Raw genomic sequence first — 14,218 nt, 5'->3', positions numbered from 1 at the left:
AATCATTAAATAAAATAAATAATAAAGAAGCAGATTGGAAGCATACCTGCCAGAATCCAAACTGCTTCATATATATGATGTTTTGCTCTTTCTTTTTTAAATGGTGATTTCTCCGTTTTCAACTTATTCATTCCTAATATTCCCTTTATACAACCCAAAAATAAAATAGTTCCAATGAATGTAACAGAAAATATCGTTTTATATTTATAGATTAAATAAATAATTATAAGTAGAATACTAAAAAACACACTAATTATTTCAGTCCAAAATATAATATCCCTTTTGTTAATTCTTGATGTAAGTATACTTTGACTCATTTCTTCTTAGAAGATGTAGTAAAACGATGTCCACATTACTGTTAAAGCAACCGCTTCAAAGGTGATTAGCCCAAGTAAAAATGGTACATTTTTAATAAATAGTTTTCCTTCTCGAATCATAATAAATCTCTCCCTTTATAAATCATTTATTTAAATACAAATACAACTTCTCTCCATAATATGATTAGAAATTCTGTAGCATTTTCACATACCACACATCGTTAATATCTGCATCTGTAATTTCTTTTAATTCTTCTTCAGAATTAATTTTGCCCCACCAACTACCCGCTCCATAAATGATTTCTTTCAATTCAGGAACAAAAATAGCAGGATTATAATTTCTTGTAATAGATAATTCCTTACTCTTCGGATTATGAGATACAAATAGACCAATATCAGAATCCCCTAAAAAAATACCTAAATATGTTTTCCCTTCATATTTTTCATTACAAGGTCTTACTTTTACCAATTGACCACATTTTCCATTGTAAGTTTTGGTTCGAATACCTCTATCTTTAGGTGTGTCAATACCACTGATTTCTAACGGATATTCTATATATTTTGATTCAAACTCTGTGCATTCAATTTGTTTCTCGATTTCTTCCTCATAGTTCTCTTCCGTAATATGACTAAATTCTCTCTGTTGCTTTTTACAAGTAATTTTTATATCAGTAATAGCATCACTAAAGCCTACTTTGCGATGCTTACAACGTTTACAGTTAACGACCCTCGTCATTGTACATTCTCCTTTTCTTCTTTATAAAAAGGAGCTAAATATTCATTTACAAATGCAATTAACATATCTACGTCCTTTTTTGATGCCTTTTCATTCATTACAAAGAAGTTAATCTTAAGAAATTTACTATACTCCCCACCACCATGATATTCATCAAAAGCGACAACTACCAACTCAATATTTTCCCCAATAGGCACTAAGTATTCTTGAGAACCTACTGTGTAAGGAAAATCTAATTTGTAAGGATATTTTCCGATTTTGTTATCCTCAATATATTCATTTACAGATTCTAATACATCTTCACAAATCTCTTCTTGAAATACACCAGGATAATCACTGCATTTCTCTGTGAAGTAAGACGATAATTTCTTGTTTAATTCCGTTCTGGTTTGAGTAATTTCTGAAGTCATAGCTACGACCAGTCCTTGTTCTTCTGCCTCTCTTACAATTACCCACTCTGCTTTCAACAATTCCATACTCTAAACATCCCTTTCTTTTTACTTCATCGTTTTATTCCATAAAGAATCTAATTCTTCTACTGTATATGTACTAAGCTGAGTGTTCGATAACCCTGTTTTTACTTCCAGTAGAAGCTTCATCCATTCAATTGTTTCGAATTTAAAACCACCATCTAACGTAACCATTTTTACCTTCGCTTCATTTGCAGGTAAAACAACTACTGTTGCTCTTGAAAGCCCACTTTGCTTCTCTAATCTATCGTAAAATTGATTTAATACCATGCCTTTCATTCTCGTCCATCTCCTATCACTACAATTTCAAAATGCTCTTGAAACCAATTATCTCTTTCCCCTCTTGAGTCTGATAATCCATGCTTCTTTTGGAATTCACTCATGGATTCGATGTATGCACCGTTTTTTAATAACGGATAAATTTTTCCTTGTTTAAAATCCTCTCCTGCTGACTCATCAACAACGATAGATTTAATGCACTTTAATTGTCTTTCACTCTTTTTAAATCCCAAAACTTCATATCTTGCAGATATATCACTATGACTTAAGCACACTCGTTGTGAATCTGAAAAGCCATCTTCATCACAATAATTAAAAAGACAGTAACTTTCATACTCAAGATGATTCTCATCCTGTATTAAAGGCATTTTCTTTATATACCAATTCTCATCTGCATACTGAGCCTTAAATACCTGATTTGGCTTTGCATATGCAATAATGTCTGCCAAATTTACAACTTCACCTATCATTAATGTTCGGTTCATAATCCTTCACCTCATGAGTTAATTATGTAAAGCGACAATCCCTTTTGCTTCTATACAAATACCTACATGTTTTACAAACGTAGGATGATTCATTTCTTTGACAATCTTTCCTGCTTCCACTTTATTAAATGGGGTTGCATTTGATTTATGCTCTTCTCCAAATACATCCTCTACAAAATGAGGTCGGGAAGAAAATCTTGCATATTTTCCATTTGTTAATTGAATGATATAGAGCTCACCATTTTTCATTCTAATTACCTCCATTCATTTATTAACTCTACAAGGATTATAATATTTATATCAACTATAGTCAATAATAATTTACGAAAATAAAAAAAGAGAGATTCCTCTCTCTTTTATCATTGCTTATTCTCTTGTGGAGCTTCCATTTGTTGTGATGTCTCTTCTGTGCCAAATTCAATATCAATATACGTAGAAAATGGTTTCATAGATAAATCCTTGGCTTCGTTTTTCACCTGTTCGTTTATTTGACCATTTTGTTTCTCAATGATAGATAAATAGTCTTTTAACATTTTAGCTACTTGTGTGCCTTTATTTTCTTTAATAATAGACTCGAATTCTTTTTTAATGTTAGGTTTCATCTTTCCATCTTCAACAAAGAACGTATGGTCAACACCTAATAAAATACTATATAAGTATCTTCCACTGTTCGCCCAAGATTCTTTATAGTTTCCATCTTTCCATTTTGATTCATTTTTCTCAATTTCTTTAATTTGACTTGCAATCTCCTTTAAATCAAACTCTTCATTTTTCGAATCAAAAATTTCGTGCTCACTTTGCTTTTTGTTAAATTGAAGGAATGTTTTCAAATCATCATCCATATATTTCCCATAATTATCAAGAACATATTGATAATCTACAGCTAAGTAAAACGTTTCAGAGCCTTTATCTTGCTTCACTTTTAAATGTAGCTTTTCTGCTTCTGCCAATAAGCCCTTCACTAATCCATCGTCTAATTTATCAATAGATTCATGTTTTGTGACGTCTACTTTTTTATCTTTCATCACTTTTAGTAAATCAGATTGCAATGGTCCCATCTTTACTTTTAATTCACCACTGTCTTGCTGTACAGAGAACATATATGCATTTAGTACGTCTGAAGCGTGTTTCTTGTCTAACTTCATAATTTTATTCTTAAAAGTAGACTCTAATTCCTGACCACTACCTCGATTTGAAACCATCTTATTTACATCATTAACAAATGAAGCTTGTTCTTTGTCATTTAATTTCTCGGTTGTTTTCGTCCCACAACCGACTAACATACTTGCCACTAAGCAAGTAACTAAAATTGGTTTTGACATTTTTGAAACCAACATATCCAACTCCCTCCAAATACTGTTTATCGAAGTAATACATATACTCGAATCGCATCTTCAATTTCATCTTTCAAATTATCCATATCTACTTGGCATTCATCCGAAACCAAAATATCAGCAATTTTATCGGCATTTTTAATTAGTTCTTCTTGAAATTTCTCATTAAAACCATCTGTATACACCCCTTCTTTACAAAAACGTATAAGTTCTTCTTTAATTCTTTCTTTTTGCGTATTTTGTGTTGTATTCATCGTATCCATCTCCTTTCTTTCTTTATATTTTCTTTATGTATTGTAGATAGTTGAGAAGGAGTATATTTATTGAAATGGTTTTATGATGGATTACTTTCTTTGAGACTAACAATTTTATTTATGCCTCTTTTAAACTCTATCTTGAAATGATGAATTCCTTTTTCTGTTGGAACAGACAAGGTATATACTGTAACAGCTCGAACATCTTTATCATCATGAACATAACTTGTTATCTTCTTCTTTTTCATTTCTTGTTTTGTAAGCTTTGATAGTTCATATAGTGTAGTAGCACTTTTTTCAGCCAATCCCATTTTTTTAGCAAGTTCAATAAATTCAGGACTATTCCCCTTTATTTCTTCATTTATAACTTGTTGATGTAGTCCTTTTCCATTCAGGCTATGCAAAAATGTATTTAACTCTAATAAAAACTCCTGATGAACATTTGCTTCTAAAGTACTTTTCGCTGTTAATGGTGATTCTGTATGTTCAGACTCATGAATGTTACCAATTCTGGATGCATTCTCAATTTTTAATTTATCATCTAAAGTTAACTCGATAGTTTGAATATCAAATGTTTTGTCATCATCTACAGAATTAATATCTACTACGGCTTTATATTTTTCATTGTTATTAACAATCTGTCTACCAAAAGAAGTTAGTGTCACAGAATCTACTTTTCTATGTTCTTTTTTATACACATCTGCTAATGTTTCAAAGAATGCATCATCTTTATTTTTATAGCTACTGGCGAAAACAGAATCTAATAATTTATACATGCTTTTCCCATTTGACATTGTTTTTAAATAGGAGTCCTTGTCTTTTATAACAGACTCAATTGTATTGATTTGATTCTGCATGGTTTCTAAAAGATTTGCTTCATCCTGTACTTCTTCTATTTTAATCCCCATAATAGTAGGTATTTTCTTTTCCTGTTCTTCTGGTTTTACTTCTTTCACGAAAGATTTAAATGGAATTTTGTAATACGTACAACCTGACATAACCAATGAACTACTTAATACCATTGCACACATCGTTACTAATTTAAGCTTCCGATTCATACAATCACCACTTTCTTCATGTTTAGAAACACATCTCTTTGGGTCTCAAAAGTTGGAACACCACCAAGTATTTCAAACGTAACAAACGCATCGTTAGGAAGATAACTTAGTATCTCTTCATAATTAAGCAGTCCATCATTTAACTTTCGAGCGACCAATGTGTTCTTTTCTGTCTTTTTTAAATTAGCAAGGTGTAGCTCCTTGATATTTTTCCAATTCATATTCTTTAATGTTTCTATAAAACACGACTTGTCGTATCCACAAGCAATAAATAATTGTGGAATATCAATTGTCATTTTTACTTCATGACTAATCTCTATCACTTCTTCTGGAAGAGATACATGTAATCGTGAATTGCTTCGATTTTCCACGAACACAGGACAATTTGTTTCCTCTTCTACTCTTGTGCATAAACTTTTAAAAATATGCCATCCCATTTTCTTTTTGGACGGAGGATGAATGGTAATTCCATAAACAACTGTCACTTGTTGAAGAGCAATAATGATTTGTATATATTCTTTGTATCGAGACAGAACGTTGTTTTCACTCTGTCCCTTTTTTGTCCAATCCCCATGTAAGATAACAGGTAATGGTGCATATATTTTGTATTTATCAAGTGCTTCTTCCACGGTTAACCCACAGATATCCAATTGTACATAATCTGCTTTACCAGAGACCTTCCGTATACTCATTTGACCAAACTTCATGTTTGAGCCCTCCTTATACACCGTTTCATTAACTATAGTCAAAATGAAGACCTTAAAAAAACCTTACGCTGTAAGGACTTCGTTGACCCTATTTTCATCTATTACAATAGAACTTCTCGACTTCAAATTTAGTAATTCTCTTAATTCAGGATTAAGCCTAAATACCACACCATTTGTTCCTGATACAAGCTCTTTCCATATCTTATCTATGGTTTTCTCTTTCATCGTTGTAAGTGTAATTAAGTTTTCCTTTGCAACATAACCATACTCTTTATAACAGTGATGAAAATAATCCTCTAACATTCCTCGTTCATGTTTAAGCTTTTTTGACCCACCTGAAGTTTCTTGCACGTAAATATTTTTTGAAAATTCATCCCCAAAAATATGGGATACCTTGTCTTTTGTTAATGTATGATATTTAATATTATGTTTTATTAATATTTTTGCTCTTTCTTCTGCAATTTCCATTGTATCTTCTACATTTTCTACTAAATAAAAAGAAACAATGTTTCGCTTTTCTTTATTCTTTTTCATTTCTTCTTTTGCTTGATTTAAAAATTCTAATGGAATTTCATCGTCTTTCATTTTTCGAACAAATCCTAATACTGCAAACAGATTCATGCATTGATTAATGACAGAAATTGAGTAGTTAGGGAAATAATTATATTTGAGATATTTTGTTGATACGAAAAATATAGCCTGATTTTGATAGCTTAAATGTTTACTAACCAGTGTATTTAGCCCAATTCTATTCATCGCTTTCAAAAGCTCCCATCTATCGCCAACAAGTTTATGTAAACAAGGATATCGTTTAGGCAATATACATTCTAAAGAATCAATATTCTCTTCGTATCTTTTCGATTGAACATGTAGCCATCTATCTTCCCAAATTAAACCGAATTTATGATTTGCAATTCGAATCGTCTTTCCTATTTTTTCGTTATAATACACACTTAATAAATCAATTAAATCCAGGGAATTTGTAACATCAGCTTTACTTCTCGTAAAATATCTACAATGACCTGTTTCACTCATGCTAATCCATGCATGATTCCCTTTTATAAGTGGACATTCGAAATAAGTATTCATTTCAGCCGAATTCAATATCACTTGTGTTAAGTCTACTTTTCCATAAATATCACTTATTCTTGTGTATCCATGTCGAACGTTTTCAATAACTAATTCTGTTATTTTTTGTATGTCAAATACTTCATTTCTTCTTTCGTGAATTAAATTATGGATTCGATTTCGTTGGAACATGTTTAATGGAAAAAAGTTAGGAATGTATTGCACTCAACATCCTCCTTTCATCACTCATTTACTATAGTCAATGAAAATTATAGCATATATATTTTATATTTCAATCACATCATGTATGTTTCATTAGATATTCTTATACTTTTCCTGCAATGTTAGAATTTCATTTGGTAATTTTTCATACCATGCAGGTAAAGAAAATTTAAATAAGTAATGTCGGCAAGCCTTATATTGCTTCTGAATTGATTTGTACGGATGTTTGTTTACATTATGAGCATTGCATTTAAAAACCATTTCTAAGAATACCAGATACCTTTTAAAGCATCGTTGAACGACTTCAATAGCAGGTTTTTGTACACTTTTATTCCGAACAACCCCCAATCGACAACCTATTAAATATTTAAGAACATCTCGTTCTTCCATAATGGCCTCTTTTTCCGACAATTTAATCCCCCACGATTCTAATAAAGAATGACCAAATTTAGGTTTCTCAAATTGACGTAATATATCATCATAATGATGTTGAATATCTGCTATTGCTTGAAAATATTTTACATGCACTTCTATCACTCTTTTCTCTATTTATCTTCTAATATCGTTAATGATTCACGAACCACTCTCATTTCTTTTCCTAATACACACAAAACACTATACATGTCTATTCCGTAATCATATCTTGATAGATTCAATTCATCTGTAACATCTGCCCCATTAAAGAGATTAAATGCAACAGCAATTATCATTCTTTTCTTTTCGCTTAACTCATTATTTAAAACTTTAAACAGTTTTTGATTGTACTCCATATAGGAACCGTCAAACGAATACAGTTGACTAACAATTTCATCTGAACATCCTACTGATGTTAACAAGTAAATAATTGCCTGTTCTTTTTTTGACTTTAAATAAGAAATAAAATGATTGTATTGTAATTGATGCGACTCATTAACAAAATCCATACATGCATCCACCCTTCTCTATTACGATTTACTTTCATTGTAAACAAATAGTACAACACTCATTAACTATAGTCAATATATCGAGTTTCTTTAAGTAAAAAATTATTTACGGAAAAGATTTATTTATTGTTTTCTATTTGATATAATAGAAAGGTAGCATACCTAATAAAGGAGCTGTCCCTATTGAAATTAATTATTTCTAATAAAAGTCCGTCAAAAACAATGTCTAATATACAGTCTGAACAAAAAACCACATTATTTCTTTCGGATGCAGAGATACAAGTGTCAAAAGTATTAATAGAGAAAGAGTTGTTTTTTATCAAAAGACAGCAATCAAAGTCAATCGAAGAAAAAGATGTAGAAAGCATCTCTTTTTGGAACATAATGGAATCAATGTTTAAAACTACATATAAGAAGCTAAAACCCAAAACACAGTTAAATTTCGGTGAGTTAGATAGTTACTACGGGGTTATAGAAATGAATGTAGTCAATATGACAAAATCAATACTCACACAGGAATCTATCCTGGTAATAAATGCTTTGAAATCAAAAATACAAGCTATACACCATGAATGTATAGTTGAATAAAGGAGAGTTTTTTTGTGAAAATCGGAGAAAAACATATTTGTCCCCATTGTGGCAGTTCAAATACAAATTGTTTAGGTCATGGTGGTTACAAACAAGGTTCAAATGGATTCGGGGATAAGACAACATTAGTGGCTTATCAGTGTAATGATTGCAATCAGTCATTCAAAGAGTAGTTAAATATATAAGAGAAGCTTCATAATAATTAGATTAGGAGGTGCTTTTTTACATGGATGGTTGTATAGATGTTTTAGAAATCGCAAAATATTTTATTTTTAAGGGTAAAAATAGTGAAAAATATAGGGTATCAAACATGAAACTACATAAATTACTCTATTTTTCTCAAGGGTTTTATTTAGCTATTGAAAATAAACCGATTTTTCTTGAAGAGATTTATATGTTTGAACATGGTCCACTTATAAAATCTGTTCATGAAAAATACAGAAAGTACACTTATCATACAATTCCTGAAGAATGTAGTGATAACTTTTCTTTTAATCAAGAGACAAGGTTATTTCTTGATGATATATGGAATCTATTTAAATTATATACGTCTAAAGTATTAGAAGAAATTATAACTAACGATGAGCCATGGAAACGTGCAAGAAAAAATTTATTTTTATATGAAATACCTACTAACCCTCTTGATTTAAACTTCACCAAGGAATACTTTAAAAAAGAATACATAGTCGCATGAAACTTTTATATAAAAACACAAAATTTATATAAGGCACTATAAAAGGAGTAGAAAACGTGATAACCCGATTTTTCAAAGATATGCCTAAGGAATTAAACACAACAGGTAAATGGAGACTTGAGATATTAGCAATTTTCCCAATGAAAGAGAATGTTGTTTATAGCACTACTTATCAAGGACGTTTAGGGGTTGCTTATATTAAAGTAAGGCTTAAAGCATTATTAAAGGATTGGTCAACAAGTGGAGAATATTATGGAGTTGGGTGGCGTATTAAAAAGGAAAGTTAATAAAATGTATCTCGTTACATAAAAAAAGACGCATAGAGAAAAATTCATGCGTCTTCTTCGTGTTTATTGTTTGTTGTTCCTATTCCTATCATTCCTTGTAGTTAACAATTCCCCAGGGCTTAAAGAATCATAGAATGGTGCAGTTGGAGCAACCCATAGTACGCCTGAACCTTCAAAGGTTTGTAATAACCCCTCCCCACTTAACATAGTTCCAGTTAAGCTCTTCGCTGATTTTCCAACACTGAAACGGATGTTTCCAGAGCGTAATACCGCAAAATTTCCATCTACTTGGGCTTTTTCATTCTCTAAAGAATACTCTATAATTTCATTCCTTGGTACAGGCAATTCTAAAACAACTAAACCTGTACCCTTTAATGAAGTTTGAAAAAATCCTTCTCCCCCAAAAACAGCAGAACTTATATTTTTTTGAGAAGCAGGCTCTACCGCTATATCTGCGGTACTACAACAAAACATCCCTTTATCAACAATAACTTCTTCATTATTAAGTTTCATTATTGCATAGTGCTTCAACGTTGGTTCTAAATAGATTTCTCCTACACCCTTATATATGGGTTTAACCGCTGATTCACTTGTTACAGCACCTTTAATAACATTTTTTAACAATCCTGTTACCCCTCCATTTTTTACGTCACAATCAATCTTCCCTTTTAACATGTATAGTGCCCCTGCTTCTGTTTTTACAGAGCCATTTTTCAATGTGATTCGGATTTGTTTAAAAGTCACATGAGCTTCTTTTGCAAAATATAATTTCATTGCATTATCAACATCTCTTGCTCCCTTTAGTTGAGGAACTTCTAATATTTCAATTTTCATTTGTTCCGTTTCTTCTACTTCTAATATTCTATACATACAACCATCTCCTTTTTATATGATTGTTGTATTGTAGAAAAAAGAGAGAGGAACTATTCGATAATAAAAAAGATGAGGGTTTTATCCCCTCATCTTACAATTCAATACTTTCGATTTCTTTCATTTGGTCTCCATCAGATTCAATAATCGTTCTTACTAAATCCAATAATCTTTCAGAGTATCCTCTCACATAGATGACTGAACTATCTTTAGATACTTTATGACCTGATTCAGCTAATTGCCAAACGATTAGCTTTGCTCCCGTTTTTTTGTTAACCTTCAACCATGCACGTTCTAAATTATCAGCAGGTTCATTATCCGTAAAAAGAATGACATAATCTTCATTTTTATACACATCAAGCAACTGACTGAAATTAGTTCCGTATCCCACCTTCGTAGATTCAATTTTATCCGCCATTTCAAAAACGTTATCTTGACTACGAAGTTCTACTTTTTGTGACGTTGTAGCCACTGCAACGACCTCTGTATTATTATGGGATTTTTTAACCATGGCTCCAAATAGTGTAGCGATTTCCATAGGAGATAACCCTCCAAGCACACCAGAAGTCATAGAGCCAGAAGTATCTACGCCCACTTTCAGGCTTTTGTTCTCATTAATAGAAAACGCTTCTTGTGCTACATCACGAAGTAACTTCCCTAAGGCTTGTTGGAACTCAGGAGTCACAACTTTCTTATTCGCCTGAATTAACGCAAATGGCAACATATGAGAACGTTTATATTCTTCTTTATTTGCAATTTTTGCAGAGACCATATCAACGATTCCTGATGGAATGTTCGTTTCAATCACAACATCCTGCATAAAGAACTGACCAATACTTGGATTATAGACTTCTTCTTTACTAACCTCTGTTGCAAATACACGTTCTAAAGCAACTAAGTTTAAAATAAGTGCATTGTAATTTAAACGCTCATAAACGGTTGCATATAAACGTTGCTTATCTTCTGGTAATAACGTAGAAACAGAATGCTTCACTTCTTCTAACTGAATAGAATGCTCTCGGACTAAACTATCCATATATAATGAATACTGTCCTGTTTCCAATCCACTAATAACAATCTTTAATGCTGTAGCTCGTGGGAATGTCAATTCTCCTTTCGAAACATATCTCATCAGCTTTTGAAAATCTTCATCTTTTGCTAAAGGTCTCGTAACTTTAGCAATATCACTAATTTTATTTTTATAACGAGTGGCTTGATATTCATTAATAAGTTGAATAAAACGATTGTTTACTTCTCTTTTTACAGAGCGTCCTAATCCTTTTCGAATACCGCCTTTTCGTGAAATCTCAACAAAGTTATAGAGCATATTGAAATTGCGAATTATTAGTGGGAATGATTTTTTAAACAAGGACTTATCTTCTAATGTAGAAATATAGACCATCCAAATTGTTGGGACCAGTTTTAACTTCCCTTCAACAGCTCCATAAATCGCACATTTCGTTGCAAACTCTGATTCTTCCTTTAAAGCTCGTTGGAATAGCTCCCCTGCATTTTTCAATACATCTTCTTGCTTGGTATAAAAAGTTCCATTTAATAACCCTAAGGTAAATAATTCGACCAATCGCTCTTTAAAACTATTTTTATATGCCAACGCTCCTTCTTTTGTTAACATCATATCAGGATTCATAGCTTTTACTTTATCAATTGTATTCATCGTAACACGCTCCTTTTGAATATATGGTTTTTTAAATTTAAAACTAAAAGAATGAGCCACAAGAAGATGTATTATCCTCTCATGGCTCATTCTTCTAAAACATGTAACATGTTTATATAAAACATAACGAAGAAGAAGGTGCAAGACAGTGGAGGCTGTAAAGTATCTAATCTTTTAAAAGAGTAGATACTTGCACGTTACTTTTATTCACATACAAAACACAAAATTCATTTTAGATTTTAATATCTTTAATCAAATTAATGTAGTCTTGCAAGCACCTCGTTATGATTTTTTCTACGAAATGTAGAAAGTATAAGAAATGAGCTTTGAGGGAGAAGTAATAAGACAGGTATGAATGTTTTTTCGTATGAGTGTACGTATAAACAATCCAAGTTTATTTTTTTAAAATTTGTCGTATTTGTATGTAGTCTTATCAGCACCTCAAAATATAAGCAGAAAAAGAGTAGCTTTCACAATTCCTCTTCTGGTATTAAGAAAAGAAGAGCTTCCACAGTTCTTTTCTTAAAAAAGTAAGTTATAGCTTGGGTAGTCTCCAACCTAATCAACTACCCTTATTAACTCTTCACCTGTTCCGTAAACATGTGGCGAAATTAATAGGAACCATCCATTTATCTTCATGTTCCAACCGTATTTTCGATAAAAATCGAGATAACTCTACTTACAAGAAATAGAATCATTTAGTTATAACCTTGACGACCTCCGACCCAATCATCAACATCAACTCCATAGCAACAAGAACATTGTCTTTTACAATAAGCTGACGGGAATCTATCTACCGATAAAGTTCCAACCACTATTTTTTATGCAAACTCATCATTAGTGTGTTTTACATTCTAACAAGGAAGAAGGTGCAAGACGTTAGTCCTTTTGGTAAGCTGTCAAATGTAGTCTTGCAAGCACCTCATTAACTATATTTAAATTATAAATTAATTATATACTATAGTCAATAAAAATATTATATTTTTTTATTTTATATGGTCTTATAAAATGATTTTTTTATTTCAACCTCAATATAATAGATAGTGATTTCTGTTGACCAAGCAACATAACAACTCGATAAGGGAGAATAGAAACCTCATCCCGTCTTTCTGGACTTCGGGTGCCAGTGTCGTTGGCAGACAACATACAAATCTGTTATATACATCTTGAGGTTAGATGGTTGGCGAGCAACATAAAAACTTGGTGATTGCATGTTAGGAAGATAACATGCAAATAAAAAAAGCAGACCCTAAAAGGTCTGCTTTTCTCTTATGCTCCTGCTGTAATACCACCATCAGCCATTACTGTACTACCGACCATGCAAGAAGCTTCATCAGATGCTAAGAAAGCAACAATGTTCGCAATCTCTTTTGGTTGAATCGCACGTCCAAGTTTCTGAATAGCAGGTAATTCTTTAAGTACTTCTTCTCGTCCACCAAACAGTTCTGCATGTGCATCATTAAATGTTGTATCTACCCACCCTGGGCAAACACCATTTACACGAATGTTATCTTTAGCAAAATCAATTGCCATTTGTTTCGTTAACATCTTAATAGCACCCTTTGAAGTGACATATGCAGATAGTCGTTGCTCTGCAAATTCACTATTTGCTGAAGCCATGTTTACAACCGCACCACCACCTGCTTTCTGCATATAAGGAAGCACGTACTTCGCCATTAAAAAGTATGATTTTACATTCACATTCATTGTTTTTTCCCAATTCTCTTCAGAAAGTTCAATGACAGAGCCAGGAATATTTACACCTGCGTTATTTGATAAGATGTCAATTCGTCCAAATTTATCAAATGTATAGTCTACGACACGTTTTACCGCATCAGCATTTGAAACATCCGTATAAACAAAGAACACCTCATGTCCTTGTCTTCTTAGCTCTACTGCTAATGCATTCCCCTCTTTTTCTAACACATCTGCAATGACTACTTTCGCACCTTCATCTACGAATTTACGAACAATAGCTCCTCCAATTCCTCGGGCTCCACCTGTTACAATTGCTACTTTATTTTCTAATTTCATATCTATCTACCTTCTCTCTTTTTATTTATGTATTTTGTTTATCTGTTTTCTAAAAAATAGAACACAAAGATAAATCATCTATGTGTTCTATTTATTTATTTATTAATTTATTTATTACATATTTTCAATTTTAGGGACGATTTTATAACCTTTTGATTTAATCGCACCAATTACAATCCCCACAAATACCCATGAGAATCCTGCACCATAAGCAAGC

At 31.9% G+C, this 14,218-nt stretch carries 20 protein-coding genes; 4 read left to right on the top strand and 16 right to left on the bottom strand.

Translation table 11 applies throughout. The features are described 5' to 3' along the window. Positions 1 to 5: 5 nt before the first annotated feature. From MR160_RS34915 to MR160_RS29545, 13 genes are all read right to left on the bottom strand, one after another. Positions 6 to 131 (bottom strand): hypothetical protein, encoded by a 126-nt coding sequence (locus MR160_RS34915; RefSeq protein ID WP_255288521.1) that lies wholly within the window; start codon positions 129 to 131, stop codon positions 6 to 8. Positions 132 to 501: 370 nt separating this feature from the next. Beyond that, a complete protein-coding gene (locus tag MR160_RS29600) occupies positions 502 to 1,053 on the bottom strand; it encodes a hypothetical protein (protein ID WP_242298880.1) in 552 nt (183 codons plus the stop codon). Next, entirely contained in the window at positions 1,050 to 1,529 is a 480-nt protein-coding gene (locus MR160_RS29595; protein ID WP_242298879.1) for a hypothetical protein, read from the bottom strand. Before MR160_RS29595 ends, MR160_RS29600 begins: the two co-directional genes overlap by 4 nt. 21 nt (positions 1,530 to 1,550) lie before the next feature. Continuing rightward, positions 1,551 to 1,802 carry a hypothetical protein gene (locus MR160_RS29590; RefSeq protein WP_242298878.1) on the bottom strand — a complete coding sequence of 84 codons (252 nt, stop codon included), beginning with the start codon at positions 1,800 to 1,802 and terminating at the stop codon, positions 1,551 to 1,553. Further along, complete coding sequence (locus MR160_RS29585) at positions 1,799 to 2,287, bottom strand: hypothetical protein (protein WP_242298877.1); 489 nt, start codon at positions 2,285 to 2,287, stop codon at positions 1,799 to 1,801. The genes MR160_RS29590 and MR160_RS29585 overlap by 4 nt, the downstream gene beginning before the upstream one ends. An 18-nt stretch (positions 2,288 to 2,305) precedes the next feature. Further along, the gene (locus MR160_RS29580; RefSeq protein ID WP_242298876.1) at positions 2,306 to 2,536 is read right to left on the bottom strand and encodes a hypothetical protein; all 231 of its coding nucleotides are present in this window, start codon (positions 2,534 to 2,536) and stop codon (positions 2,306 to 2,308) included. 110 nt (positions 2,537 to 2,646) lie between these two features. Beyond that, complete coding sequence (locus MR160_RS29575) at positions 2,647 to 3,624, bottom strand: hypothetical protein (protein ID WP_242298875.1); 978 nt, start codon at positions 3,622 to 3,624, stop codon at positions 2,647 to 2,649. 23 nt (positions 3,625 to 3,647) lie between these two features. Then, a complete protein-coding gene (locus MR160_RS29570; RefSeq protein WP_242298874.1) occupies positions 3,648 to 3,875 on the bottom strand; it encodes a hypothetical protein in 228 nt (75 codons plus the stop codon). 80 nt (positions 3,876 to 3,955) lie between these two features. Next, positions 3,956 to 4,933, bottom strand: a complete 978-nt coding sequence (locus MR160_RS29565; protein ID WP_242298873.1) for a hypothetical protein — start codon at positions 4,931 to 4,933, stop codon at positions 3,956 to 3,958. Continuing rightward, positions 4,930 to 5,640 carry a hypothetical protein gene (locus tag MR160_RS29560; protein ID WP_098349606.1) on the bottom strand — a complete coding sequence of 237 codons (711 nt, stop codon included), beginning with the start codon at positions 5,638 to 5,640 and terminating at the stop codon, positions 4,930 to 4,932. Before MR160_RS29560 ends, MR160_RS29565 begins: the two co-directional genes overlap by 4 nt. A gap of 63 nt (positions 5,641 to 5,703) precedes the next feature. Then, positions 5,704 to 6,933 carry a hypothetical protein gene (locus tag MR160_RS29555; protein ID WP_242298872.1) on the bottom strand — a complete coding sequence of 410 codons (1,230 nt, stop codon included), beginning with the start codon at positions 6,931 to 6,933 and terminating at the stop codon, positions 5,704 to 5,706. Between the two features lie 90 nt (positions 6,934 to 7,023). Beyond that, the gene (locus tag MR160_RS29550; RefSeq protein ID WP_242298871.1) at positions 7,024 to 7,458 is read right to left on the bottom strand and encodes a hypothetical protein; all 435 of its coding nucleotides are present in this window, start codon (positions 7,456 to 7,458) and stop codon (positions 7,024 to 7,026) included. A 17-nt stretch (positions 7,459 to 7,475) separates the two neighbouring features. Beyond that, complete coding sequence (locus MR160_RS29545) at positions 7,476 to 7,853, bottom strand: hypothetical protein (protein WP_242298870.1); 378 nt, start codon at positions 7,851 to 7,853, stop codon at positions 7,476 to 7,478. A 183-nt stretch (positions 7,854 to 8,036) separates the two neighbouring features. On the opposite strand from MR160_RS29545, the gene MR160_RS29540 reads away from it, so the two are divergent. The 4 genes from MR160_RS29540 to MR160_RS29525 are packed head-to-tail and all read left to right on the top strand — an operon-like array spanning position 8,037 to position 9,422. Beyond that, a complete protein-coding gene (locus MR160_RS29540) occupies positions 8,037 to 8,441 on the top strand; it encodes a hypothetical protein (RefSeq protein WP_242298869.1) in 405 nt (134 codons plus the stop codon). Positions 8,442 to 8,455: 14 nt separating this feature from the next. Beyond that, a complete protein-coding gene (locus tag MR160_RS29535; protein WP_242298868.1) occupies positions 8,456 to 8,614 on the top strand; it encodes a hypothetical protein in 159 nt (52 codons plus the stop codon). 53 nt (positions 8,615 to 8,667) lie between these two features. Further along, positions 8,668 to 9,135 carry a Panacea domain-containing protein gene (locus tag MR160_RS29530; protein ID WP_242298867.1) on the top strand — a complete coding sequence of 156 codons (468 nt, stop codon included), beginning with the start codon at positions 8,668 to 8,670 and terminating at the stop codon, positions 9,133 to 9,135. A 56-nt stretch (positions 9,136 to 9,191) separates the two neighbouring features. Beyond that, the gene (locus MR160_RS29525) at positions 9,192 to 9,422 is read left to right on the top strand and encodes a hypothetical protein (protein ID WP_242298866.1); all 231 of its coding nucleotides are present in this window, start codon (positions 9,192 to 9,194) and stop codon (positions 9,420 to 9,422) included. A gap of 63 nt (positions 9,423 to 9,485) precedes the next feature. Here MR160_RS29525 and MR160_RS29520 read toward each other — a convergent pair whose 3' ends face one another. The 3 genes from MR160_RS29520 to MR160_RS29510 form a co-directional block, all read right to left on the bottom strand. Continuing rightward, a complete protein-coding gene (locus MR160_RS29520; RefSeq protein ID WP_242298865.1) occupies positions 9,486 to 10,292 on the bottom strand; it encodes an AIM24 family protein in 807 nt (268 codons plus the stop codon). A 94-nt stretch (positions 10,293 to 10,386) separates the two neighbouring features. Beyond that, entirely contained in the window at positions 10,387 to 11,967 is a 1,581-nt protein-coding gene (locus tag MR160_RS29515) for an RNA-binding protein (RefSeq protein WP_242298864.1), read from the bottom strand. Between the two features lie 1,269 nt (positions 11,968 to 13,236). After that, positions 13,237 to 14,001, bottom strand: a complete 765-nt coding sequence (locus MR160_RS29510) for an SDR family NAD(P)-dependent oxidoreductase (RefSeq protein ID WP_098368922.1) — start codon at positions 13,999 to 14,001, stop codon at positions 13,237 to 13,239. Positions 14,002 to 14,218: the final 217 nt, after the last annotated feature.

Source organism: Bacillus cereus group sp. BfR-BA-01382 (assembly GCF_022663475.1).
Taxonomy (GTDB): Bacteria; Bacillota; Bacilli; order Bacillales; family Bacillaceae_G; genus Bacillus_A; species Bacillus_A thuringiensis_S.
This window is presented reverse-complemented; position numbering and strand designations above follow the sequence as displayed.

Excerpts from the sequence above, each read along its gene's own strand:
- MR160_RS29585 (WP_242298877.1), bottom strand. The coding sequence starts at position 2,287 with ATGAACCGAACATTAATGATAGGTGAAGTTGTAAATTTGGCAGACATT.
- MR160_RS29545 (WP_242298870.1), bottom strand. The coding sequence starts at position 7,853 with ATGGATTTTGTTAATGAGTCGCATCAATTACAATACAATCATTTTATT.
- MR160_RS29515 (WP_242298864.1), bottom strand. The coding sequence starts at position 11,967 with ATGAATACAATTGATAAAGTAAAAGCTATGAATCCTGATATGATGTTA.
- MR160_RS29595 (WP_242298879.1), bottom strand. The coding sequence starts at position 1,529 with ATGGAATTGTTGAAAGCAGAGTGGGTAATTGTAAGAGAGGCAGAAGAA.
- MR160_RS29510 (WP_098368922.1), bottom strand. The coding sequence starts at position 14,001 with ATGAAATTAGAAAATAAAGTAGCAATTGTAACAGGTGGAGCCCGAGGA.
- MR160_RS29590 (WP_242298878.1), bottom strand. The coding sequence starts at position 1,802 with ATGAAAGGCATGGTATTAAATCAATTTTACGATAGATTAGAGAAGCAA.
- MR160_RS29560 (WP_098349606.1), bottom strand. The coding sequence starts at position 5,640 with ATGAAGTTTGGTCAAATGAGTATACGGAAGGTCTCTGGTAAAGCAGAT.
- MR160_RS29520 (WP_242298865.1), bottom strand. The coding sequence starts at position 10,292 with ATGTATAGAATATTAGAAGTAGAAGAAACGGAACAAATGAAAATTGAA.
- MR160_RS29570 (WP_242298874.1), bottom strand. The coding sequence starts at position 3,875 with ATGAATACAACACAAAATACGCAAAAAGAAAGAATTAAAGAAGAACTT.
- MR160_RS34915 (WP_255288521.1), bottom strand. The coding sequence starts at position 131 with ATGAATAAGTTGAAAACGGAGAAATCACCATTTAAAAAAGAAAGAGCA.
- MR160_RS29575 (WP_242298875.1), bottom strand. The coding sequence starts at position 3,624 with ATGTTGGTTTCAAAAATGTCAAAACCAATTTTAGTTACTTGCTTAGTG.
- MR160_RS29565 (WP_242298873.1), bottom strand. The coding sequence starts at position 4,933 with ATGAATCGGAAGCTTAAATTAGTAACGATGTGTGCAATGGTATTAAGT.
- MR160_RS29580 (WP_242298876.1), bottom strand. The coding sequence starts at position 2,536 with ATGAAAAATGGTGAGCTCTATATCATTCAATTAACAAATGGAAAATAT.
- MR160_RS29530 (WP_242298867.1), top strand. The coding sequence starts at position 8,668 with ATGGATGGTTGTATAGATGTTTTAGAAATCGCAAAATATTTTATTTTT.
- MR160_RS29600 (WP_242298880.1), bottom strand. The coding sequence starts at position 1,053 with ATGACGAGGGTCGTTAACTGTAAACGTTGTAAGCATCGCAAAGTAGGC.